The organism is Oceanicaulis sp., from assembly GCF_965249665.1.
Lineage (GTDB): Bacteria > Pseudomonadota > Alphaproteobacteria > Caulobacterales > Maricaulaceae > Oceanicaulis.
In genome coordinates, this window is the sequence record NZ_OZ252247.1 from 1,423,948 (window position 1) to 1,444,233 (window position 20,286).

A 20,286-nucleotide genomic window follows, 5' to 3' on the forward strand; every position below is an offset into this window, starting at 1 on the left:
GAGGTTCCTGATCATGGTAAAGCTCCACTCACGCGGTCTCGCCTGGTGTCTGACCCCAATCGCCGCTATGGCGTTGTGGGCTTGCTCGGATCGCGGGGCGCCGGAGCGCGCAGAAGATCACGCGAAACTTGCCGCCGCTTTTGAAGCAGCGAGCTTTCCGCATGAAGCCAGCGACATCGCTGCGCAGTCTGATGTGCGCTATGGCGTGCTTGAGAACGGATTGCGCTACGCCATTCTGGAAAACGACACCCCGACCGGCACGGCGGCACTGCGTCTGGTGTTTGATGTAGGCTCGCTGGCTGAAGAGGAAGACCAGCGCGGTCTGGCGCACTTCATCGAACACATGGCCTTCAACGGCACCACTCATGTGCCCGAAGGCGAGATGGTGCCCCTTCTTGAGCGTTATGGCCTGGCGTTCGGACCTGACACCAACGCCTTCACGGGCCGCGAAGTGGTGGGCTATCAGCTGGACCTGCCCAGCAATTCCGAAGACATGCTGAATGTGGGCCTGTTCCTGTTGCGGGAGACCGCGTCGGAAATGGTGTTCGACAGCGATGCGATTGATCGCGAGCGCGGCGTCATTCTGGGCGAAGAGCGCTTCCGCAACACGCCGATCCGCCGCTTTTTCAACGCCTATTACACCTTCTTGTATCCCGACACGATCATCACCGAGCGTGACGCCATCGGCACGGTGGAGGTGATCGAGACCGCGCCGGCGGAACGGCTGGAAGCCTATTACCGCGACTTTTACACGCCTGAACGCGGCATGCTGGTCGTCGTCGGGGACGTGGATGCGGACCTGGTGGAAGACAAAATCCGTAACGGTTTCGCCATTGAGCTGGCTGGGCTGGACGTGGAGTCCGTTGAGAGTTTCGCCAACTGGGAGCAACCGAATCCGGCGGCGCCGGACCCTGACATCGGCACGGTCGACGATCCGCAAGACCCCGCCTTTGGCTTTTTCTACGATCCGGACGTGTTCACCCTGATTACGGTGGATGTGATGGAGCCCGGCTCCGCCGCCTTTGACACCAAGGCCGCCCGCTTTGAGGATTTGTTGCGCCGTTTGGGCGGGGCCATCGTTCAACGCCGGCTGCAGAGCGAGATCAATCGCGGCGCCTCGCCCCTGGTGCAGGCCAGCCTCTCGTATGGCAATGAATTTGGTCTTGTGAACAAGGCGGGCCTGTTCGCCGTCTCAAGCCCGACGCGCTGGCGCGAAGGCGTGGCGGTTCTGGAACAGGAGCTGCGTCGCGCGCAGGAGTATGGCTTCACGCAGGCCGAGCTCGACGAGCAGCTGGCCAATGTGCGCACCAGCCTGCGTAACGCCGTGGATCAGGCGGATACGCGCGAAAGCGGCGATCTGGCGGACGGCCTGTGGTCAAGCTGGATTGAAGGCCAGGTGTTTTCCTCCCCCCAGGATGCGCTGGCGCGCTTTGAAGCGCAGGAAGACCGCATCACGCTGGAGGCTGTGGAAGACGCCTTTAACACCATCTGGAAAGCGTCGCCGCCCATGGTGATGGTGGCCGTCAATCAGGATCTGGCGGACGGTGAAGCAGCCGTGCGCGAAGCCTGGCTCGCTGCGTCCGCCGAACCTGTGGAACCGGTTGAAGACGCCGGCTCTGTGGAGTTCGCCTACACCGAGTTCGGCCCCGCGGGCGAGGTGATCCGCACAGATCGGGTCGAGGATCTGGGCGTTGACCAGATCGTGTTTGACAACGGCGTGCGTCTGAACGTCAAAACCACGGATTTTGAAGACAATGTGATCCGCGTCCGTGTGGATTTCGGTGCGGGGGATCTCACCCCGCAGCCCAGCCCGGCGGCGGGCACCATTCTGGGCGCCGTGTTTGGCGGCGGCGGGCTGGAAGCCCATGATCGCGACGAGCTGCAACGCCTGCTGGCTGGCCGCTCGGTGGGCTATGGTCTGAATGTGGGGGCTGACACCTTCTCCTTCGCCAACGCGACGACGCCCACCGATTTTGAGCTTCAGATGCAGGTGCTCGCAGCGTTCATGACCGCTCCGGGCTGGCGTGAGGACGGGCTCAGCCAGTTCCGCGCCATTGCTGAGGAAATCCGCCGGGGCCAGAATGCGCAAGCGGTTCAGGTGGCGGTAAATCGGGTGGGGCGCATGCTGCGCAGCGGCGATCCGCGCTGGGGGTTCCCGACGGCTGAGGAAGTCAGCGCCTTCACCATGGAGCATGCCCGCACCATGCTGGAGCCGGCGTTGAACAGCGCGCCGATCGAGATCACCATCACCGGCGACGTAACCACCGAGCGCGCCATCGACGTGGTGGCTCGAACCTTCGGCGCCCTTGATGATCGTGACGCCAGCTGGCCCGCTTATGAGGAGAATGCGCAAATCCGCTTCCCGGAAGCGACGGACCAGCCCGAGATCGTGACCTTCAACGGTCAGGACTATCAAGGCATGGCGAACGTGTATTACCCGACCACGGACGGTATCGATCCGCGCCAGCGCCGGGCCTATGACCTCATGCGCGCTGTCTATAACCTCAAGGCGATCGACCGGTTCCGGGAGCAGGAAGGGGCGACCTATTCCGCCATCGTCTCCAGCCAGCAATCGCGCGTTTCGGAAGGCTATGGCTTCTTCTGGGTCGGTCTGGACGTGAATGTGTCCGAGATTGATCGCATGTACGCCATCGCCGACGAGATCTCTCTGGCCATGGCCGGCGGCGACATCACCGAGGATGAGCTGCAGCGCGCACGTCAGCCGATCCTTGAAAGCCTGGAAGAGAATCTCGAGCGCAATCCGTTCTGGGTGAACGCCCTGGCGCGGTCGCAGATGCGTCCCGAAATTCTCGACCATATCCGTTCGGTGCAAGATGATTATCGCGCCGTGACGGTGGATGAGCTGGTGGCGCTGGCCGCGGACTCGCTCAAGCCTTCAGAGGCTTATCGGGTCACCATTCTTCCGCAGGGGATGTCTGAAGACACCGAAGACTGATGCAGTGTCCGGGTCTGTGGTTCCGGACATAGTTCACTCGGGGATGATATCAGCGCAGACTGATCATCCTGCACGAGTTTGATGGGGAGAGTATGATGAAACATCTGATCGCGAGCGCCTGTCTCATGGCGTTGTGTACGGCCGGTCTGAGCGCGGCTCAGCAAGACGGGCGTGTGACCCAGGGCAATCTGGTCATGGAGAACATCCCCGATATTCCTGCATCGGTGCAAGAGCGTCTCCAGCAATACGCCAATACGCGCTCTGCCGGGTTTTCAGATTTCGCGCCTGATGGCGGCGTTTACATCACCACCCGGTTCGGCGAGACCAGCCAGATCCACCATGTGGCGGAGCCCATGGGCATGCGCCGGCAGGTCACGTTCTTCTCCGAGCGAACCGGCGGCGCCAATGTGCGCCCGGGCGGTAGCCAGTTCGTCTTCACCAAGGATATTGGCGGCGACGAGTTCTTCCAGGGCTATCTGTTTGACCCTGAAACCGCGCAATACACTCGCTTCACCGAAGCCGAGACGCGCAATGGCGGGCTCAACTGGTCTGACGACGGCGCCCAGATCGCCTGGTATCGGCAAGTGGATGGCGATCCGGATTCCGACATCCTGATTGCAGACCCGTCCGACCCGGCGTCCTTGCGCGTCGCGCTTGAGGGCGAAGGCCTGATGATCCCGGTGGACTGGTCCGCCGATGGCGAGCAGCTGCTGATCCTGCGCTATTATTCGATCACCCATGCAGACCTCTATGTGCTGGACGTGGCTTCGGGCGACTTGACCGAGGTCAATCCGGACGCCGATGTGGCCTATGGCGGCGCGGTTTTCACGCCTGATGGCGACAGCCTGTATGTTGTCACGGACGAGGGCGGCGAATTCCGCCGGGTTGTGGAGATCAATCTGGCCGATAACGCCATGCGACAGGTCACGCCCGACCATGGCTGGGATGTCAGCGGCATGGACCTCTCCACTGACGGGGAAACGCTGGCCTATGTGCTCAATAATGGCGGCAATTCCGAGCTGCACATCATCAACCCGGTCAGCGGTGAAACGTTGCCGACCCCGGATCTGCCGCTGGGCTTGATCGGCGGGCTGCAGTTTGACGCGGATGACGCCCGTCTGGGCTTCTCCCATGTCAGCGCGCAATCGCCCGGCGACGCCTGGACCTACACGCTTGAGACCGGCGAACTGACCCGCTGGACCCAGTCTGAAGTGGGCGGCCTGGACACGGACTCCTTCGTCACGCCTGAGTTGATCGAGTTCACCAGCTTTGACGGTCTCGAGGTCCCGGCCTTTTATTATGCGGCGCCCGGTGAGGGTCCGCGTCCGGTGATCATCGACATTCATGGCGGTCCGGAAAGCCAGGAGCGGCCCGGTTTCAGCTCCACGATCCAGTACTGGGTCAATGAGCTGGGCGTGTCCGTGATTGCTCCGAATGTGCGGGGCTCGGCCGGTTACGGCAATGAATATGTCGCTCTGGACAACGGCATGAAGCGTGAGGATTCCGTGCGCGATATCGGGGCGCTGCTGGACTGGGTCGCAGAACAGCCCGAACTCGATAGCGACCGGGTGCTGGTTTATGGCGGATCCTATGGCGGTTACATGGTGCTCGCCAGCCTGGTGCACTATTCTGATCGCTTGGCGGGCGGGGTCAACATTGTCGGGATTTCCAACTTTGTGACCTTCCTGGAGAACACCAATGGCTACCGCCGCGATCTGCGCCGGGCTGAATACGGTGATGAACGCGATCCTGAAATGTACGCCTTCTTGCAGGAGATCAGCCCCGCCAATCAGGCGGATCGCATCACGGCGCCGCTCTTCATCATCCAGGGCGCCAATGATCCGCGCGTTCCGGCGTCCGAGGCCGAGCAGATCCTGAGCGCGGTGCGCGAGGCCGGCGGAGACCCGTGGTACTTGCTGGCGATGGACGAAGGCCATGGCTTCCGCAAGAAATCCAACCGGGATTTCCAGCGGGCGGCGGAAACCCTGTTCTTCACTGATGTGTTAGAGCTCGACTGAAGCCATACACCCCCCTCGACGCGCGGCGCGGGCCTGATAAGCTCGCGCCGTTCGCGTTCAGGCCAGGCCTGACACTCTGCGCCCCTCGGCGCGTGAGGACTTAGGGGAGTTCACCATGAACCGTATTGCGCTTTTGACCACCGCCGCGCTCGTCAGCCTGGGCCTTGCCGCCTGTGGCGCGCCGTCCGCCGAAGAGCCCGCCGCTGATGCGAGCGGCGAAGAGGCGCTGAGCGAGAGCGAAGCTCAGGTCAATGACATTCTGGAAGCCATGGCGGGCTCCGCTGAAATGTCTGAGGAAGAGACCATCGTCGCCGAGGCGCGCCAGTGCCGCGTCGAAGGTGAGGATCCGGAATTCACCGCCCCTGACCGCGCTGAGGATCAGGCGCTGGCCGATTACAACGCCGAACTGGGCGCCGCCTTCCTCGAGCAGAACGCCGTCAATCCGTGCGTCTTCACCCTGCCGTCGGGCCTTCAGTTCCGCATAAACCGCGCCCGGGACGGCGTGTCGCCGGATCCGCGCGGCGAGATGGTGGAAGTTCACTATGAAGGCACGCTGATCGACGGCACGGTGTTTGACAGCTCCTATGCGCGCGGCCAGTCCGCCACCTTCCCCTCCAATCGCCTGATCGCAGGCTGGGTGGAAGCGCTGCCGCTGATGCATGTGGGCGAGGAATGGACCCTCTTTATCCCCTCTAATCTCGCCTACGGCCCCACCGGCACGCCCGGCGGTCCGATCGGCCCGAACGCGACACTGATCTTCCGCATGGAGCTGATCAGCCTGCCGAACCGTCCGATCGACGAGCAGTAAAGCGGATGCGCACCGCGACCGACTGGCTGGCCGAGCTGGTGTCGTTTGACACCACGTCTCGCAACTCCAACCTGGCCCTGATTGACCGGGTGGAGGCGTATCTCAGCGAGTTGGGCGCGGTGTGCCATCGCATCGCCAGCCCCGATGGCGAGAAGGCCAATCTGCATGCGGTCCTGGGGCCGGATGTGGATGGCGGCGTCGTGTTGTCGGGGCATACCGATGTGGTGCCGGTGGACGGTCAGGACTGGAGTTCTGATCCGTTCACGCTGACCGAACGCGGCGGCAAGCTTTATGGGCGCGGATCGTGTGACATGAAGGGCTTTATCGCTTGCGCCCTGGCCCAGGCGCCCAGTTTCGCCAAGGCTGGGCTGAAACGCCCGGTCCACTTTGCGTTCTCCTATGACGAGGAAGTCGGTTGCCTGGGGGCGCCGGACATGATCGCTCAGATGGCGGGGCATAGGCCGCGTCCGTCTTGCGTGATTGTGGGCGAGCCCACCGAGATGGCGGTGGTGACCGGCCATAAGGGCCTGTATTCGGTGCGGGTGGACGTATTTGGCAAGGAGGCGCATTCGAGCCTTGTCGAGGACGGCGCCTGCGCAGCGACCAACGCCGTGCGCCTGATGAACTGGATCGTTGAGGAAGCTGACGCCCTTAAATCCAAAGCCCCGTCCGACAGCCCGTTCAACCCGCCCTATGGCACGATGACGATTGGCCAGATGGGCGGCGGCACTGCGATCAATATTCTGGCGCGTCACGCCTGGTTTGAATCCCTGATGCGCCCGGCGCCCTGGGATGACGGGCCGGGCCTAGGCCGGCGTCTGGCTGAGCAGGCGCGCGCGCTGGAAGCGGAGATGCGCAAGACAGCGCCGGACGCGAAGATCACGATCAAGGTGTTGTCGGATGTTCCGCCGCTGCGCCCTGAAGAGATGGGAGAGGCGGAAACCCTCGCCCGCGCACTGACCGGCGATAACAGCCCACGCGTGGTCGCTTACGGCACCGAGGGCGGGCAGTTTCAGGACGCGGGCTTTTCCACCGTGATCTGCGGGCCGGGCTCAATTGAGCAAGCCCACCAGGCTGATGAGTTCGTCGCGATCAGCGAGCTGGACGCCTGCATGGCGTTTTTGAAAAAGCTCGAACAGCGCTTGTGCGCTTAGGCAGGGCTAGCCGCCCGTGCGGGTGATTGTGCCGTCTTCAGCGATATGAATGCCGCACTCGGTCTTGTCCTGACCCGCCCAGCGGCCCGCGCGCGGATCGTCGGCGGGGTCTGAAACCTGCGTGGTGCAGGGCAGGCAGCCGATTGAGGGATAGCCGTCCGCCACCATGGGATGCGGCGGCAGGTCATGCGCTTTGAAATAGGCGTTGATCTCGTCGCGGGACCAGTCAAAGAGCGGGTTGAGCTTGAGCTTGCCATCCTGAATCTCGACCCGCGGCAGGGCGGCGCGGTCCCCGCCATGATGGCGTTTGCGCCCTGAAATCCAGACCTTGTAAGGCCGCAGTGCGCTGATCAGCGGCAAGGTCTTGCGGATATGACAACACAGATCCGGATTGGTCTTGTGCAGCGTGCCGTCGGGGTCATCAGCCTTGATGTGGTCTTCATTGGGCGACAGTGTCCGCACATCGGTCAGACCCAGACGCTCGGACAGGGCGTTGCGATAGGCGAGCGTCTCGTCAAAGAGTTGGCCGGTGTCCATGAACAGGACGGGCGTATCGGGCTTGGCCTGGGCGACGAGGTGCAAGATCACTGCACTCTCCGCGCCAAAGGACGACACGACGCAGGATTCACCGGGATAAATGCCCGCCAGCACACGGCGCACCGCGCCCGCGGCGTCAAGACCATCCAGCGCCGCGTCGAGCGCTTGCGCGCCCGCTTCCAGCGCCAGCCTGTATTCAGATTTCAACGCCGACATGGGTCACCTGTGCTCGCCTCTGGAAAGGGTGAGCGGTCAGAGCGTCCGCTTCAAGGGGCGGGGTGCGCGGGGCTGAGAAAAAAGGCCGGAGACGATGCTCCGGCCTTGGGTCGTCTGGCTCGGATCAGAGCGCTCAGCCGTTTTCAGACTGGGCGGCTTCACGATCCTTGTTCCAGTAAGACACCGATTTGACTTTGGAGCGGTCACAGCGGTCGGAATATTTCTTCGCGATGTCGGTGACTTCCTCCATCAGGCCTTCAGCCAGGGTGATCGGCTTCAATCCCATGGACAGGAAAGTGTCGTTCTCCACGTGAAGCTCGTTTTCATCGGCTTCATTGCGCGGATTGGGCAGATAGGCGATCTCGGTCTTGGAGATTTTGGCGATCATCTCGGCCAGTTCGCGAACCCGGTGGGTCTCGGTCATCTGGTTCATGATGCGGGTGCGCTCGCCATGTTCGGGCGGGTTCTCGACCGCCAGCTGGATGCAGCGCACCGTGTCCTGGATGTGGATGAAGGCGCGGGTCTGGCCGCCGGTGCCATGCACGGTCATCGGGAAATCGATGGCGGCCTGCATCAAGAAGCGGTTCAGCACGGTGCCGTAATCGCCGTCATAATCGAACCGGTTGATCAGGCGCTCGTCTTTTTTGGTCTCTTCGGTCTGGGTGCCCCAGACGATGCCCTGGTGCAGGTCGGTGATCTTCACCTTGTCGTTCTTGTTGTAGAAGTGGAAGAACAACTGATCCTGGGTCTTGGTCATGTGGTAGATCGAGCCTGGATTGGCCGGATACAGGATCTCTTGATCCTTCAGGCCTTCGCGGGTCTCCACTTTGACCTTCAGATAGCCTTCGGGAATTTTCATGCCCGCCGTGCCGTAGCCGTACACGCCCATGGTGCCGAGGTGGACCAGATGGATGTCCAGGCCGGTATCCACGATGGCGGCCAGCACGTCATTGGTGGCGTTGAGGTTATTGTCGACGGTGTAGCGCTTGTGGCGCGCGGACTTCATCGAGTAGGGCGCAGCACGCTGTTCGGCGAAGTGAATGATGCTGTCAGGCTTCTCTTCCAGGATCAGGTCGACCAGTTCCTGATAGTCCTTGCCGATGGTGAGATCCTTGAAGCGAATCTCCTTGCCGGACACCTCTTTCCAGGCCGCCAGACGCTCGCCCATGGGGCGGATCGGGGTCAGAGAGTCGACTTCCAGCTCGATATCGATTTTCCGGCGAGACAGATTGTCCACGATTACAACGTCATGGCCACGCGCAGACAGATGCAGCGCAGACGGCCAGCCGCAGAAACCATCACCGCCGAGCACGAGTACTTTCATCTCAATCCCCAAAAAAGACTGTCCTGACCCTGTCAGAATTTTGACGAGGTTTCTTGCAGTTCATGGGCTCTGATGCAAGGGCGGGACGCGGTCCCGGCGCCTCGCGTATGGACGGACAGTCGGGAACCGTCTAAACCGCGCGCGATATCTCAAGGCCGCAGGCGCTTGGCTGCGCCCGGCTCAAACCGACTAAAAGGAGCGGATCATGGCGCTGCGTGTGGCGATCAACGGATTTGGCCGGATCGGCCGTCTGGCTCTGCGGGCTCTGGTGGAGCACCAGCAGGCTGGCGAGATCGAGGTTGTGGCCATCAACAATTCGGGCACCGCTGAAGCCATCGCCCATCTGTTCGCGTTTGACAGCGTGCATGGCCGCTATCGCGGCGATCTGACCACGGGCGAAGACTGGATGGATCTGGGGTTCGGCAAGATCACCAAGGTCAATGAGCGCGATCCGTCCAAACTGCCCTGGGCGGATATGGGCATTGATCTGGTGATGGAATGCACCGGCCAGTTCAATGACAAGGCCAAGGCCATGGCCCATATCGAGGCGGGTGCCAAACGCGTGCTGTGCTCAGCCCCGGCCAAGAATGCCGACAAGACCATCGTTTACGGTGTGAACCATGATCAGCTGACCGCCGAGGATATCGTCGTCTCCAACGCCTCGTGCACCACCAACGGCCTGGCGCCGGTGGCGAAAGTGCTCAACGACGCGGTCGGGATCGAGCGCGGTCACATGACCACCATCCACGCCTATACGGGCGATCAGCCCACCCTCGACCGTAACCACAAGGATCTGCATCGTGCGCGCGCCGCCGCGATGTCGATGATCCCGACCTCCACCGGCGCCGCGAAAGCGGTCGGCCTCGTGCTGCCTGAACTGGCGGGCAAGCTCGACGGTTCCGCCGTTCGTGTGCCGACCCCGAACGTGTCGCTGATCGATCTGGTGTTTACGCCGGGCAAAGCCACATCGGTTGAAGAGTTGTCGGCGGCGATCAAGGCGGCTGCGGACGGCCCGATGAAAGGCGTTCTGGGCTATGACACGGCGCCGCTGGTGTCGATTGACTATAACCATGACAGCCGCTCGTCGGTCGTTGCGCTCGACAAGATCAATGTGATCGACGAGCGCCTGGTGCGCGTCATGACCTGGTATGACAATGAGTGGGGCTTTGCGTGCCGCATGCTCGACACCGCCAAGGCCATGGGCCGCTTTCTCTAAGCTGACGCACCCTGAAGGGACGCTCCTATGATCCGCCGCATCGAAGACGCCGATATCGCCGGCAAACGTGTTCTGGTCCGCGTGGACTTCAACGTGCCCATGCAAGGCGGGAGCGTCAGTGACGACACCCGCTTGCGCGCGGCGCTGCCGACCATCGCCTTCCTGCGCGAGGCGGGCGCGAAAGTGATCCTGATGGGGCATTTCGGCCGCCCCAAGGGTCAGCGCGATCCCAAGATGAACTTGGCGCCGATTGCGACGCCGCTGGCGGACCTGCTAGGCCATCCGGTGAAGTTCGTCTCAGATTGCGTCGGTGACGATCCCAAGGGCGCGATCTCCTTTATGAAGGCGGGCGACGTGCTCTTGCTGGAGAACACCCGTTTTCATGAGGGCGAAGAGCGCAACGATCCGGCGTTCGCCGCCCAGCTGGCGGAACTGGCGGACATCTATGTGAACGACGCGTTCTCCGCGGCCCACCGGGCGCACGCCTCCACCGAAGGCGTGGCCAAGCTCTTGCCGGCCTACGCCGGTCTGGCGCTTCAGCGCGAGATCGACCATGTGTCCGCGGCGCTCGACAATCCCAACCGTCCGGTGCTGGCGGTGGTGGGCGGGGCGAAGGTCTCCACCAAGATTGCGCTGCTCAAAAACCTCGTCAAAAAGGTCGATCGGCTGTTTGTGGGCGGCGCCATGGCGAACACTTTCCTGGCCGCGCGCGGGCATGATGTGGGCGCGAGCCTTTACGAGGCCGATCTGATCGACACCGCCAAGGCCATCGACGAAGCCGCCGGGCAGGCGCAATGCATGCTGATGCTGCCCAGTGATGTGGTGGTGGCCAAGGAGTTCAAACCCCATGCCGAGCGCCGTGTGGCGAGCGTCGAGGATGTGGCCGCGACCGAGATGATCCTTGATTGCGGCCCGGAGACGGTGGACCAACTTGCCGACGCCATCGCCGCCTCGCGCACCCTGGTGTGGAACGGGCCTTTGGGCGCATTCGAGACGCCCCCCTTTGACACCGCCACCGTGGAGGCGGCGCGCTATGCCGCGACGCGCTGCAAGGACCATGGCCTGACGGCTGTGGCGGGCGGGGGCGACACGGTCGCTGCGCTCAATCAGGCCGGCGTCTCAGATGACTTCACCTTTGTCTCCACGGCCGGCGGCGCGTTTCTGGAATGGCTGGAAGGCAAGGCTCTGCCAGGCGTGGAAGCGCTGCGGGACTAAGGCTTGACCCTTCGCCCGCTCGGGGCGAAACACACACTCAATACGGCGATGCTCGCCACATATCATCTTACGGGGGACGACGGTCATGGACATCGATCAGCTCAACGAAATCGCGATCCGCATGACGGCGCCGGGCAAGGGCCTGCTGGCCGCCGACGAATCTACGCGCACCATCGGCAAGCGGTTTGACGGCATCGGCCTTGAAAACACCGAGGACAATCGCCGCAACTGGCGCGAAATGCTGTTCCGTACGACCCCCGCCATGACCGATCACGTCTCGGGTGTGATCCTGTTTGACGAAACCCTGCGCCAGAAAGCCGCCGACGGCACGCCGCTGGTCAAACTGATCGAAGACGCCGGCGCAATCCCTGGCATCAAGGTCGATGCGGGCGCCAAGGCGCTCGCGGGCGCTGAAGGCGAGACCATCACCGAAGGCCTTGACGGTCTGCGCGAGCGTCTGGCCGAGTATCATGATCTGGGCGCGCGGTTCGCCAAATGGCGCGCGGTCATCGATGTGAATGGCGAGGACATTCCCTCCCAGTACGCCGTGGATGTGAATGTCCACGCGCTCGCCCGTTACGCGGCCCTGTGCCAGGAAGCCAATATTGTCCCCATCGTCGAGCCAGAGGTTCTGATGGATGGCGATCACTCCATCGAGCGCTGCTATGAAGTGACCGAGTTCACCCTCAAGCGTCTGTATGCCGAGCTGTTTGATCAGGGCGTGATCCTGGAAGGCACGGTTCTGAAGCCGAACATGGTCATCGCGGGCAAGAAATGCGCCGACCAGGCCAGCCGTGAGGAAGTCGCCGAGATGACGGCGCAATGCCTTCTGAACACGGTTCCGGCGGCGGTGCCGGGCATCGCCTTCCTGTCGGGCGGCCAGTCCGATCTGGACGCCACCGCGCACCTCAACCTGCTCAATGAAGGCTTTGACATGCCCTGGCCGCTGACCTTCTCTTATGGTCGCGCGCTGCAGGCCGCCCCGCTGAAAGCCTGGAACGGCTCTGACGTGGACGCTGGGCAGAAAGCCTTCAACCACCGCGCCCGTATGAATGGCCTCGCCGCACTGGGCGAGTGGAATGAAGGTCTGGAAAGCGAAGGCTAAGCCTCGTCAGACGCTGCGTTTTGCGCCCCGGTCCTTGCGGCCGGGGCGTTTTCGTTTCAGGCTCACACCATGACAGCCAATCCGTTTGAACAAGGCGGCGCCCGCTACGCCGCCGGTCGTCCGATCTATCCGCCCAAGCTCGCCTTTACGCTGGAAGGGCTGGTCAGTACCCACAAGCTGGCGGTGGATGTGGGCTGCGGGACGGGACAGTTATCCGTTATGTTGGCGGAGTATTTTAAAGAGGTGCGGGCCTTTGATCCCAGCGACAGTCAGCTCGCCCATGCGCGCCCTCACCCCAAGGTCAGCTACGCCAAAGCCCCGGCTGAGGCCCTGCCGGTCGCCAGCGGCAGCGCGAACCTGATCACAGCGGCGCAGGCGGCGCATTGGTTTGACCGTCCACGGTTTTACGCCGAGGTGCGCAGGATCGCAGCACCGGGGGCGGTGCTGGCGCTGATCACCTACAACAACGCCGAGGCTGACACCGAAGCGATGAAGCCGATCGGCCAGCTTTATCATGCGCTTGATCCGTGGTGGCGGCCTGAGCGTGAAGACGTTGAGACCGCCTATGCGCGGTTTGATTTTCCCTTCGACGAGATTGCGGTGGAGGGCGGCGCGGTCGTTCATGACTGGCGGTTCGACGAGATGGCGGCCTATCTCGAAAGCTGGTCGGCCCTGCGCGGCGCGCGGGCGGCGGGCGAGGATGCTCTGGTGGACGGTTATCTCGATCAAGCGCGCGAGGCCTGGGGCGAAGCCGAGATCCGGGTGCGGTGGCCGATCACGGTGCGCGCCGGTTTCGTCCACACGCCGCCGAAGCGCTAATCCGCCCCCCGATCCGGCGCCGCGATACTGAGACCCGTTTTATCAAAGGGGTGTCAGATGACCGGAAACGATCTTGTCCGTATCGCGAGCGCGCATATCGGCGAAGCCTATCGATTGGGCGCCGTGGCGGAGATGGACAACAAAGACTATGCCGGGCCCTGGGATTGCGCCGACTTTGTCAGCTGGTGCGTCTATCAGGCCTATGGGATCAAGGCGGGGCTCACAGCGGCGGGGCATCCCTTTTCGGGCGCCTGGATCACCCATGCTGAAAAACCCGCCCACGCTCTGACCGTCGAAACCGCCTTTGACACGCCCGGCGCGATCCTGGTGCGCCGTCCGCATCATTATGGCGCCGGCCATGTGGCGATCAGCGACGGGCAGGGCGGCACGATCGAGGCGCGCAGCCAGCGCCATGGCGTGGTGCGCGCCAAGGGGCGGGGCCGGGTCTGGGATCTGGGCTGCACGATTGCGGGCGTCCGCTATCAGAGGCCGCCCTGAGCGCGACCGATACAGATTGTTCCTTTTCAGGCGGCGCCGGGTTAGGAGAAGGGCATGGCCGAGCTTTATCTTCTGACCCCGCCCAAAATTGACGCTGACTTTACGGACGTTCTGGCGCGCACGCTGGATGCGGGAGGCGTCTCCGCCTTGCAGCTGCGCCTGAAAGAGCATTCAGACGCTGAAATCGAGACGCTAGCGCCGAAACTGATCGAGATTGCACATCAGCGCGGCGTCTCCGTCATCCTGAACGACAATCCGGCGCTGGCGGCGAAGCTGGGCTGCGATGGCGTCCATATCGGCCAGGAGGATGGCTCGATCCGCGACGCGCGCGCCGCCCTGGGCCCTAAAGCCATTGTGGGCGTCACCTGTCATGACAGCCGCCATCTGGCGATGACGGCCGGGGAGCAGGGCGCGGATTACGTCGCATTTGGCGCTTTTTTCGACACCGCCACGAAATCGCCCAAGACGCGCGCTGATCTGGACATACTGGTCTGGTGGACCGAATTGTTCGAACTGCCCTGTGTCGCGATCGGGGGAATAACCTTGGAGACCGCCTCCGAGGTGATCGCAGCCGGGGCTGATTATATTGCAGTATGCGGCGGGGTCTGGTCGCATCCCGATGGACCGGAGGCCGCATGCGCGGGCTTGTCTCAACTCTTGGATTGATCCTGTGCCTGGGCGGCTCGGCCTGGGCTCAGCAGGACGCGCCGACCGTCCCGACCGCGCAGGAGGTCCAGGGGCCGCCCGCGGCTGATGCGGCTTTGCCGCCCCTGCCTGAAGGGCTGGCGGAAGACTTCTCCCGTGACGCCAGTGGCGACGCCGTCGAGGGCCGCTCGCTGACCAATTCCGCCATGGCGAGCGCGTCTGCGGCCTATCTGGTCGGAGATTATCAAGGCGCCCTGATCCACGCCCAGCGGGCGGCGGCGGGCGGCGAAGCCCGCGGCGCCACCCTGGCGGGTCATATCCTGCTGCATGGCCTGGCCGCTGACGCGAGCGATGAAGACGCCGTGCGCTGGTTCCGCCGGGCGGCGGACTTGGGCGAACCGGACGCGCTGATCATTCTGTCGAGACTGGCGGAAGAAGAACGCGGCGGACTTCAGGTCTGGCAGTCGCGCGAGTATCTCGCCCAGGCCGCTGAAGCTGGCGATGCGCGCGGCGCCCATGAATACGGCCTCTATCTGATGGAGCGTGGCGATCCCGGCGCTGCGGAAGACGCGCTGAACTGGCTGCAGCTCGCGGCTCAGAGTGGACGTCCGGAAGCGTATGGCGACTATGCCTATGCGCTCGCGGATTGGGACCACGGCCCGCATGACCTCAGCGCGGCGCGGACCTGGTATGTGCGCGCCGGCGAAGCAGGCGACCCCAGCGCGGCCCTCATTGCGGGGCTGATGATGATGCAGGGCGAGGGCGGCGACATGGATGAGCCAGGCGGCGCACGGATGATCCGCATGGCCGCCGAATACGGTCTGCCCGCCGCCATGGGCCAGCATGCGCTCTTGCTGTTTCAGGGCGTGGCGGATCAAGCGCCCAACCCGGCCGGCGCCGTGGACTGGGCCCGTCAGGGTGCGGACGCCAATGATCCCGACAGCCAATTCCTGCTCGCCTATGCCCTGGCGAGCGGCAATGGCGCGCCGCAAAACCTTGAGCGCGCGTATTACTGGGTGCTGCGCGCCGCCGCGCCGCGAGGCGGCCGCACGCCGGAGGATTTTGACCGGGACCGGCTGGAAGCCTCGCTGGAGACGGCGCTGCCCGAAGCGGTGCAAGAGCGTGTTCGGGTCGAAGCGGCGGTGCAATCAAGCCCGTTTTAACCGTGTCAGCAGGGCGCAGCTGAAGCCAGGCTCAGACGTGCAGCTTGCCCGTACTGGGCGGCCCTGTTAAACGAGCGCGGCTGAATTTATGGGCGGCGCTGAAGGTTTGTGCGGCGCGCCTGTTCCAGAAACGGACCTTCCGATGAAAATCAACGGCAATGAAATCAAGCCTGGCAACGTGATCAAGCACCAGGACACCCTGTGGGTGGCGGTGAAAGCAGATCACGTGAAACCGGGCAAGGGCGGCGCGTTCGCCCAGGTCGAACTGAAAAACCTGCTCGATGGTCGCAAGCTCAACGAACGCTTCCGCTCGGCGGACAAGGTTGAGAAGGTGCGCCTTGAGCAAAAAGACCACCAGTTCCTCTACCCTGAGGGTGAGATGCTGGTGTTCATGGATACTGAAAACTACGAGCAGACCAGCCTGCCCATCGATTTTGTCGGTGAAGAGCGCGCGGCGTATCTGACCGACGGCATGATGGTGGTTCTGGAAATCTATGAAGAGAAGCCCATCGGCATCGAACTGCCCAAGCATGTGGAGCTTGAGGTGATCGAGACCGAGCCGGTGGTCAAAGGCCAGACGGCGGCGAACTCGTTTAAGCCCGCCATTCTCACCGGGAATGTCCGCACCGCCGTGCCGCCCTTCGTGGGTGTGGGCGAGCGGATTGTCGTGGCCACGGAAGACGGCTCCTATGTCCGTCGGGCGGAGTAAGTCTTGGCTCAAGTTTCTGCACTGATGCAAGTCATGACCGATGCGGTCCGCAAGGCGGGCCGCCGTCTGGCGCGTGACTTTGGCGAAGTCGAACACCTTCAGGTGTCCAAGAAAGGCCCGGCGGATTTCGTCACCCAGGCCGACATGAAATCTGAAGAGATCCTGTTTGACATCCTGTCCAAGGCGCGGCCCGGCTATGGCTTTGTCATGGAAGAGCGCGGCGTCGTCGAAGGCACTGACAAATCCCATCGCTGGATCATTGATCCGCTGGACGGCACGTTGAACTTCATGCACGCCCAGCCCCATTTCGCCATTTCCGTGGCGCTGGAGCGCGAAGGCGAGCTGATCGCAGGCGTGGTCTATAACCCCGCCACCGACGAGCTGTTTCACGCCGAGAAGGGCCGTGGCGCATTCATGAACGACCGCCGCTTGCGGGTGGCCGAGCGCCGGGATCTGCATGATTGTGTGATCGCTACCGGCATGCCCTTCTTTGGCAAGAAGGGACACGCCCAGTTCCTGAAGGAATTGCACCAGATCATGCCGATGACCGCCGGCGTGCGCCGCTATGGCGCGGCCTCGCTCGATCTCGCTTGGACGGCGGCGGGCCGGTTTGACGGCTTCTGGGAGCGCAATCTGAAGTCCTGGGACATCGCCGCCGGTCTTGTGCTGGTGCGGGAAGCGGGCGGCTATGCCGGCGCGATCGATCCCGGCACGGATGTGCTGGAAACCGGCCATATCGCCGCCGGCAACGAGATGGTGATCAAGGAATTGCGCGAAATGCTCGCCAAGGTCGCCAGCTAGGCTTGTTTCTTGTGAACACTCTGCGCGGCGCGACGGCTTTCTGGCCAGGCGCCGCGCGGACTGTCCAGCCAGCCTTTCATGGCCCGGTCCGGCGAAGCTGCCGGAACGCCATAAGCCCATAGCTCGGAATGCACGCTGAGAACGCCGGGCGTGACAACGGCCCTCAGCGGCATGACAGAGGGCGCGTCATCGATACGAGCGTCCAGAGTGAGCGGCCAGAAACGGCAGCCCTGTTTCTGGGCGAGTGTTTCACCATCCACGCTCAGGCGCGCCTGCGCCCATCCCCAGAGCGTGTAGCCGCACTCCAGGACGATGTCGTGCCGGTTGATCCGATAACTCCAACGCTTCAGTCTGAGCGGCATGGCGGATCCTGTGCTGCAGCGCAACAAGTCTGTGTGTATGGTTAATCCAGGTTAAAGTTTCAGGCAAGATGAAACTGGCGATTGCGGCCCGTACAAGAGAATGGCTCAGGATCTTCACCTAGCCCCACCCTTGCCTCATTCCCGCCAAGACCCTTGCGTTTGATGGCGGCGTAGGCCAAGCCTGCAGGAAAGCTGACGCGTCAGATGAGGGAGCCGCATCGCATGGCTGATCCGAAAGGACCGCGCCGTAAGGCCCGTTTCACCGGACCGGGAAACTACATTCTCTGGATGGTGGTGTTTCTCGCCGTCGTGCTGGCGCTGGCCGCCGCGCTGCACCAGCCCCTGATCCTGGCGTTCGAAGCCAATCCGGCGATCAACGGCTTGATCCTCGGCGTACTGTTTATCGGCATCCTGTATACCTTCCAGCAAGCGCTCGCCATTGGTCCGAGCGCGCGCTGGCTGGTGCGTCTGAACGAGGCGGATCATCCCGACCAACTGCCCAGCCCGCCCGCGCTGATCGCGCCTATGGCGGCGCTTGTCACCGATGCTGCGGACGGCCGCTCGCGCCTGTCGGCGGCGTCTGCGCGTGTGGTGTTGGATTCTGTCGCGGCGCGAATGGCGGAAAGCGGCGCCTTCACCCGCTATTTCGGACGGCTTCTGATCTTTCTGGGCCTGCTGGGCACCTTTTACGGCCTGTTGCTGGTGGTGTCGGATGTGGGCGATGCGGTGCGCGCTGTCTCTGCGACGTCATCGGGCGCGGGCGAGACCGACGCCATGGCGCTGATGAGCGCCATTGAAGAGCCGATCGCCGGCATGGGCACGGCCTTCGCCTCTTCGCTGTTCGGTCTGGCGGGGTCTTTGATCATCGGGTTTCTGGAGCTACAGGCGAGCCGGGCGCAGAACCGGTTTTATAATGAGGTCGAGGAATGGCTGTCCTCGATCTCGCGCCTGTCAAACGCCGGCCCGCAAGGCGCCAGCCCTGACGAGGCGGGCGGCTCAGGCGCTTATGTGGGCGCTCTGCTGGAGCAGAGCGCGGATGCGCTGGACCGGCTGACCCACACGCTGGAGCGCCATACCCGCCAGCTGGAAACCATTATGACCCGCTTTGCGGACGACGCGGCGGAGAGCCAGCGTGAGAGCGCGCGCCTGCTGCGCGATGAGATCAAGGTGCTGGTGCGCGCCCTGGAGGCGCAGGCGCGTCTGAACCGCGAACGCGGCCAGGACCGGAACGAGTAGCCATGTCTCTGCCCCGGCATCTTCAGTCCAGCCAGAGCGAGTCCGGCGATTACTGGCCGGGATTCGTCGATGCGCTTGCAACCTTGCTGCTGGTCATCGTCTTTCTGCTGGCGGTGTTCACGGCGGGGCAGTTTGCTCTGTCCCAGGCGCTGACCGGGCGCGATGAGCAACTGGCCGACCTCAACAGCCGTCTCGCCACGCTGGCTGAAGAGCTCAACCTGGCGCAGAGCGAGAACCAGCAATTGAGCTTGCGCGTCAGCGTGCTCAATCAGGAAAACGGCGCGCTGCGAGAAACCAATGCCGGGCTCAGCTCGCAAATTGCGGGCTTGCAGGAGGGCCTCGCCGCAGCGCGCGCCAGCCTCGCGGAAGAAGAAGCGCTGACTGAAGAGGCGCAGGCCACGGTCGCACTGCTCAATAACCAGATGGCGGCCCTGCGCGACGAGCTTGCGCGTCTCAACGAGGCGCTGAACGCCTCTGAAGCGCGTGAGGCGGAGCTGGAAGCCGAAGTGGTCAATCTGGGACGACGTCTCAATGCGGCGCTCGCCAGCGAAGTGGCGCGGCTCGCACGCTATCGCTCGGAATTCTTCGGGCGCCTGATCGAGGTGCTGGGCGACCGGTCCGGCGTTCGCGTGGTGGGCGACCGCTTTGTGTTTGAAACCGACGTGCTGTTCGCGTCCGGCTCGGCTGAGCTGAGCGCGGAAGGCCGCCAGTCCCTGGCCCCGATCGCTGGCGCGATTATTCAGCTGACCGACGAGATCCCGGATGATCTTGACTGGGTGCTCAGGGTGGACGGGCACACCGACCGGGTGCCGCTCGGCCCCAATGCGCCCTTTGAGTCCAATTGGGAGCTGTCCACGGCGCGCTCCTTGTCGGTTATTTCCTATTTCGAAAGCCAGGGCGTGCCGCCGCGTCGCCTGCTGGCGGCGGGGTTCGGGCAGCATTATCCGATCGCGGAAGGACGCACCCAGGAAGCCTATGCCCGCAACCGCCGCATCGAGCTGAAGCTGACCTCGCGTTAGGGGTTTGTGAACCATAAATGCAGCTCAACGGCGATTAAGTTTTCGGTAAGTCCTTGTATTTGCGCGATCTGACTCAGGGCGCTTGAAACAGTCGATTTCGGGGTGTATACACCGCGCCTCAATTCATGCAGATTTCCACTTGTGGGCGGCTCTAACGGCCGCCTTCAAGCGTAAAGAGGGCCGGAGCGGCACGATGAAACAGGACATTCACCCCGACTATCACTTCATCGAAGTGGTGCTCCCGAACGGATCGCGCTTTAAGACTCGTTCTACCTATGGTAAAGAAGGCGCAGTGTTGCAACTGGACATTGATCCGTCCACGCACCCGGCCTGGACTGGTGGCAACCAGACCCTGCTGGACCGTGCGGGTCGCGTGTCCAAGTTCAAAGACAAGTTCAAAGGCTTCGGCGTCTAAGGCCCTATCCCCCCTCGATCGGGCAGAGCTTGGCTCCGTTGAAGTCTTTCGAGGAACGCCCGCAATCTCC

The 20,286-nt window shown here is 63.1% G+C and carries 19 protein-coding genes; 16 read left to right on the forward strand and 3 right to left on the reverse strand.

Annotated elements, in window-relative coordinates; genetic code table 11:
• Window positions 1–13 precede the first annotated feature (13 nt).
• The 4 genes from ACP154_RS06795 (at window position 14) to argE (ending at window position 6,936) form a co-directional block, all read left to right on the forward strand.
• Complete coding sequence (locus ACP154_RS06795; protein ID WP_421860574.1) at window positions 14–2,956, forward strand: M16 family metallopeptidase; 2,943 nt, start codon at window positions 14–16, stop codon at window positions 2,954–2,956.
• 95 nt (window positions 2,957–3,051) lie between these two features.
• Window positions 3,052–4,974, forward strand: coding sequence for a S9 family peptidase (locus ACP154_RS06800; protein WP_421860571.1), 1,923 nt, complete (start codon window positions 3,052–3,054; stop codon window positions 4,972–4,974).
• Between the two features lie 115 nt (window positions 4,975–5,089).
• Window positions 5,090–5,782: an FKBP-type peptidyl-prolyl cis-trans isomerase gene (locus tag ACP154_RS06805; protein ID WP_107712259.1), complete on the forward strand. Its 693-nt coding sequence runs from the start codon at window positions 5,090–5,092 to the stop codon at window positions 5,780–5,782.
• 5 nt (window positions 5,783–5,787) lie between these two features.
• On the forward strand, window positions 5,788–6,936 hold the full coding sequence (gene argE / locus ACP154_RS06810; protein ID WP_421860569.1) for an acetylornithine deacetylase: 1,149 nt from the start codon (window positions 5,788–5,790) through the stop codon (window positions 6,934–6,936).
• Window positions 6,937–6,942: 6 nt separating this feature from the next.
• Here the strand turns inward: argE and ACP154_RS06815 are convergent, their stop codons facing one another.
• Window positions 6,943–7,689, reverse strand: a complete 747-nt coding sequence (locus tag ACP154_RS06815) for a phosphoadenylyl-sulfate reductase (RefSeq protein ID WP_421860566.1) — start codon at window positions 7,687–7,689, stop codon at window positions 6,943–6,945.
• A 133-nt stretch (window positions 7,690–7,822) separates the two neighbouring features.
• Window positions 7,823–9,013: an NAD-dependent epimerase/dehydratase family protein gene (locus tag ACP154_RS06820; protein WP_133724661.1), complete on the reverse strand. Its 1,191-nt coding sequence runs from the start codon at window positions 9,011–9,013 to the stop codon at window positions 7,823–7,825.
• A gap of 205 nt (window positions 9,014–9,218) precedes the next feature.
• On the opposite strand from ACP154_RS06820, the gene gap reads away from it, so the two are divergent.
• The 9 genes from gap to ACP154_RS06865 all read left to right on the forward strand — a co-directional run bounded on the left by gap (window position 9,219) and on the right by ACP154_RS06865 (window position 17,184).
• A complete protein-coding gene (gene gap / locus ACP154_RS06825) occupies window positions 9,219–10,229 on the forward strand; it encodes a type I glyceraldehyde-3-phosphate dehydrogenase (RefSeq protein ID WP_133724662.1) in 1,011 nt (336 codons plus the stop codon).
• 27 nt (window positions 10,230–10,256) lie between these two features.
• Window positions 10,257–11,444, forward strand: a complete 1,188-nt coding sequence (locus tag ACP154_RS06830) for a phosphoglycerate kinase (protein ID WP_421860564.1) — start codon at window positions 10,257–10,259, stop codon at window positions 11,442–11,444.
• An 85-nt stretch (window positions 11,445–11,529) separates the two neighbouring features.
• Window positions 11,530–12,549: a class I fructose-bisphosphate aldolase gene (locus tag ACP154_RS06835; protein WP_107712267.1), complete on the forward strand. Its 1,020-nt coding sequence runs from the start codon at window positions 11,530–11,532 to the stop codon at window positions 12,547–12,549.
• 69 nt (window positions 12,550–12,618) lie between these two features.
• The gene (locus ACP154_RS06840; protein ID WP_421860561.1) at window positions 12,619–13,368 is read left to right on the forward strand and encodes a class I SAM-dependent methyltransferase; all 750 of its coding nucleotides are present in this window, start codon (window positions 12,619–12,621) and stop codon (window positions 13,366–13,368) included.
• Between the two features lie 57 nt (window positions 13,369–13,425).
• Window positions 13,426–13,866 carry a CHAP domain-containing protein gene (locus ACP154_RS06845; protein WP_421860559.1) on the forward strand — a complete coding sequence of 147 codons (441 nt, stop codon included), beginning with the start codon at window positions 13,426–13,428 and terminating at the stop codon, window positions 13,864–13,866.
• A 54-nt stretch (window positions 13,867–13,920) separates the two neighbouring features.
• Window positions 13,921–14,532: a thiamine phosphate synthase gene (gene thiE, locus ACP154_RS06850; protein ID WP_421860558.1), complete on the forward strand. Its 612-nt coding sequence runs from the start codon at window positions 13,921–13,923 to the stop codon at window positions 14,530–14,532.
• Window positions 14,502–15,674 (forward strand): tetratricopeptide repeat protein, encoded by a 1,173-nt coding sequence (locus ACP154_RS06855; RefSeq protein ID WP_421860556.1) that lies wholly within the window; start codon window positions 14,502–14,504, stop codon window positions 15,672–15,674. The genes thiE and ACP154_RS06855 overlap by 31 nt, the downstream gene beginning before the upstream one ends.
• Window positions 15,675–15,816: 142 nt before the next feature.
• Window positions 15,817–16,383: an elongation factor P gene (gene efp / locus ACP154_RS06860; protein ID WP_107713644.1), complete on the forward strand. Its 567-nt coding sequence runs from the start codon at window positions 15,817–15,819 to the stop codon at window positions 16,381–16,383.
• Between the two features lie 24 nt (window positions 16,384–16,407).
• A complete protein-coding gene (locus ACP154_RS06865) occupies window positions 16,408–17,184 on the forward strand; it encodes an inositol monophosphatase family protein (RefSeq protein ID WP_107712272.1) in 777 nt (258 codons plus the stop codon).
• On the opposite strand, the gene ACP154_RS06870 is transcribed toward ACP154_RS06865, so the two are convergent.
• Window positions 17,181–17,546: a hypothetical protein gene (locus tag ACP154_RS06870; RefSeq protein WP_421860554.1), complete on the reverse strand. Its 366-nt coding sequence runs from the start codon at window positions 17,544–17,546 to the stop codon at window positions 17,181–17,183. The two genes, ACP154_RS06865 and ACP154_RS06870, sit on opposite strands and share 4 nt — an antisense overlap.
• Window positions 17,547–17,768: 222 nt before the next feature.
• Between ACP154_RS06870 and ACP154_RS06875 the strand changes: the two genes are divergently transcribed.
• The 3 genes from ACP154_RS06875 to rpmE all read left to right on the forward strand — a co-directional run bounded on the left by ACP154_RS06875 (window position 17,769) and on the right by rpmE (window position 20,216).
• On the forward strand, window positions 17,769–18,782 hold the full coding sequence (locus tag ACP154_RS06875) for a hypothetical protein (RefSeq protein WP_133724671.1): 1,014 nt from the start codon (window positions 17,769–17,771) through the stop codon (window positions 18,780–18,782).
• A 2-nt stretch (window positions 18,783–18,784) separates the two neighbouring features.
• The gene (locus ACP154_RS06880; protein ID WP_421860551.1) at window positions 18,785–19,801 is read left to right on the forward strand and encodes a peptidoglycan -binding protein; all 1,017 of its coding nucleotides are present in this window, start codon (window positions 18,785–18,787) and stop codon (window positions 19,799–19,801) included.
• 193 nt (window positions 19,802–19,994) lie between these two features.
• Window positions 19,995–20,216, forward strand: coding sequence for a 50S ribosomal protein L31 (rpmE, locus tag ACP154_RS06885; protein ID WP_107712276.1), 222 nt, complete (start codon window positions 19,995–19,997; stop codon window positions 20,214–20,216).
• Window positions 20,217–20,286 lie beyond the last annotated feature (70 nt).

Bases quoted from the DNA above. Each gene is read 5' to 3' on its own strand.
- ACP154_RS06795 (WP_421860574.1), top strand. From the start codon at position 14: ATGGTAAAGCTCCACTCACGCGGTCTCGCCTGGTGTCTGACCCCAATC.
- ACP154_RS06800 (WP_421860571.1), top strand. From the start codon at position 3,052: ATGAAACATCTGATCGCGAGCGCCTGTCTCATGGCGTTGTGTACGGCC.
- ACP154_RS06805 (WP_107712259.1), top strand. From the start codon at position 5,090: ATGAACCGTATTGCGCTTTTGACCACCGCCGCGCTCGTCAGCCTGGGC.
- argE (WP_421860569.1), top strand. From the start codon at position 5,788: ATGCGCACCGCGACCGACTGGCTGGCCGAGCTGGTGTCGTTTGACACC.
- ACP154_RS06815 (WP_421860566.1), bottom strand. From the start codon at position 7,689: ATGTCGGCGTTGAAATCTGAATACAGGCTGGCGCTGGAAGCGGGCGCG.
- ACP154_RS06820 (WP_133724661.1), bottom strand. From the start codon at position 9,013: ATGAAAGTACTCGTGCTCGGCGGTGATGGTTTCTGCGGCTGGCCGTCT.
- gap (WP_133724662.1), top strand. From the start codon at position 9,219: ATGGCGCTGCGTGTGGCGATCAACGGATTTGGCCGGATCGGCCGTCTG.
- ACP154_RS06830 (WP_421860564.1), top strand. From the start codon at position 10,257: ATGATCCGCCGCATCGAAGACGCCGATATCGCCGGCAAACGTGTTCTG.
- ACP154_RS06835 (WP_107712267.1), top strand. From the start codon at position 11,530: ATGGACATCGATCAGCTCAACGAAATCGCGATCCGCATGACGGCGCCG.
- ACP154_RS06840 (WP_421860561.1), top strand. From the start codon at position 12,619: ATGACAGCCAATCCGTTTGAACAAGGCGGCGCCCGCTACGCCGCCGGT.
- ACP154_RS06845 (WP_421860559.1), top strand. From the start codon at position 13,426: ATGACCGGAAACGATCTTGTCCGTATCGCGAGCGCGCATATCGGCGAA.
- thiE (WP_421860558.1), top strand. From the start codon at position 13,921: ATGGCCGAGCTTTATCTTCTGACCCCGCCCAAAATTGACGCTGACTTT.
- ACP154_RS06855 (WP_421860556.1), top strand. From the start codon at position 14,502: ATGCGCGGGCTTGTCTCAACTCTTGGATTGATCCTGTGCCTGGGCGGC.
- efp (WP_107713644.1), top strand. From the start codon at position 15,817: ATGAAAATCAACGGCAATGAAATCAAGCCTGGCAACGTGATCAAGCAC.
- ACP154_RS06865 (WP_107712272.1), top strand. From the start codon at position 16,408: ATGCAAGTCATGACCGATGCGGTCCGCAAGGCGGGCCGCCGTCTGGCG.
- ACP154_RS06870 (WP_421860554.1), bottom strand. From the start codon at position 17,546: ATGCCGCTCAGACTGAAGCGTTGGAGTTATCGGATCAACCGGCACGAC.
- ACP154_RS06875 (WP_133724671.1), top strand. From the start codon at position 17,769: ATGGCTGATCCGAAAGGACCGCGCCGTAAGGCCCGTTTCACCGGACCG.
- ACP154_RS06880 (WP_421860551.1), top strand. From the start codon at position 18,785: ATGTCTCTGCCCCGGCATCTTCAGTCCAGCCAGAGCGAGTCCGGCGAT.
- rpmE (WP_107712276.1), top strand. From the start codon at position 19,995: ATGAAACAGGACATTCACCCCGACTATCACTTCATCGAAGTGGTGCTC.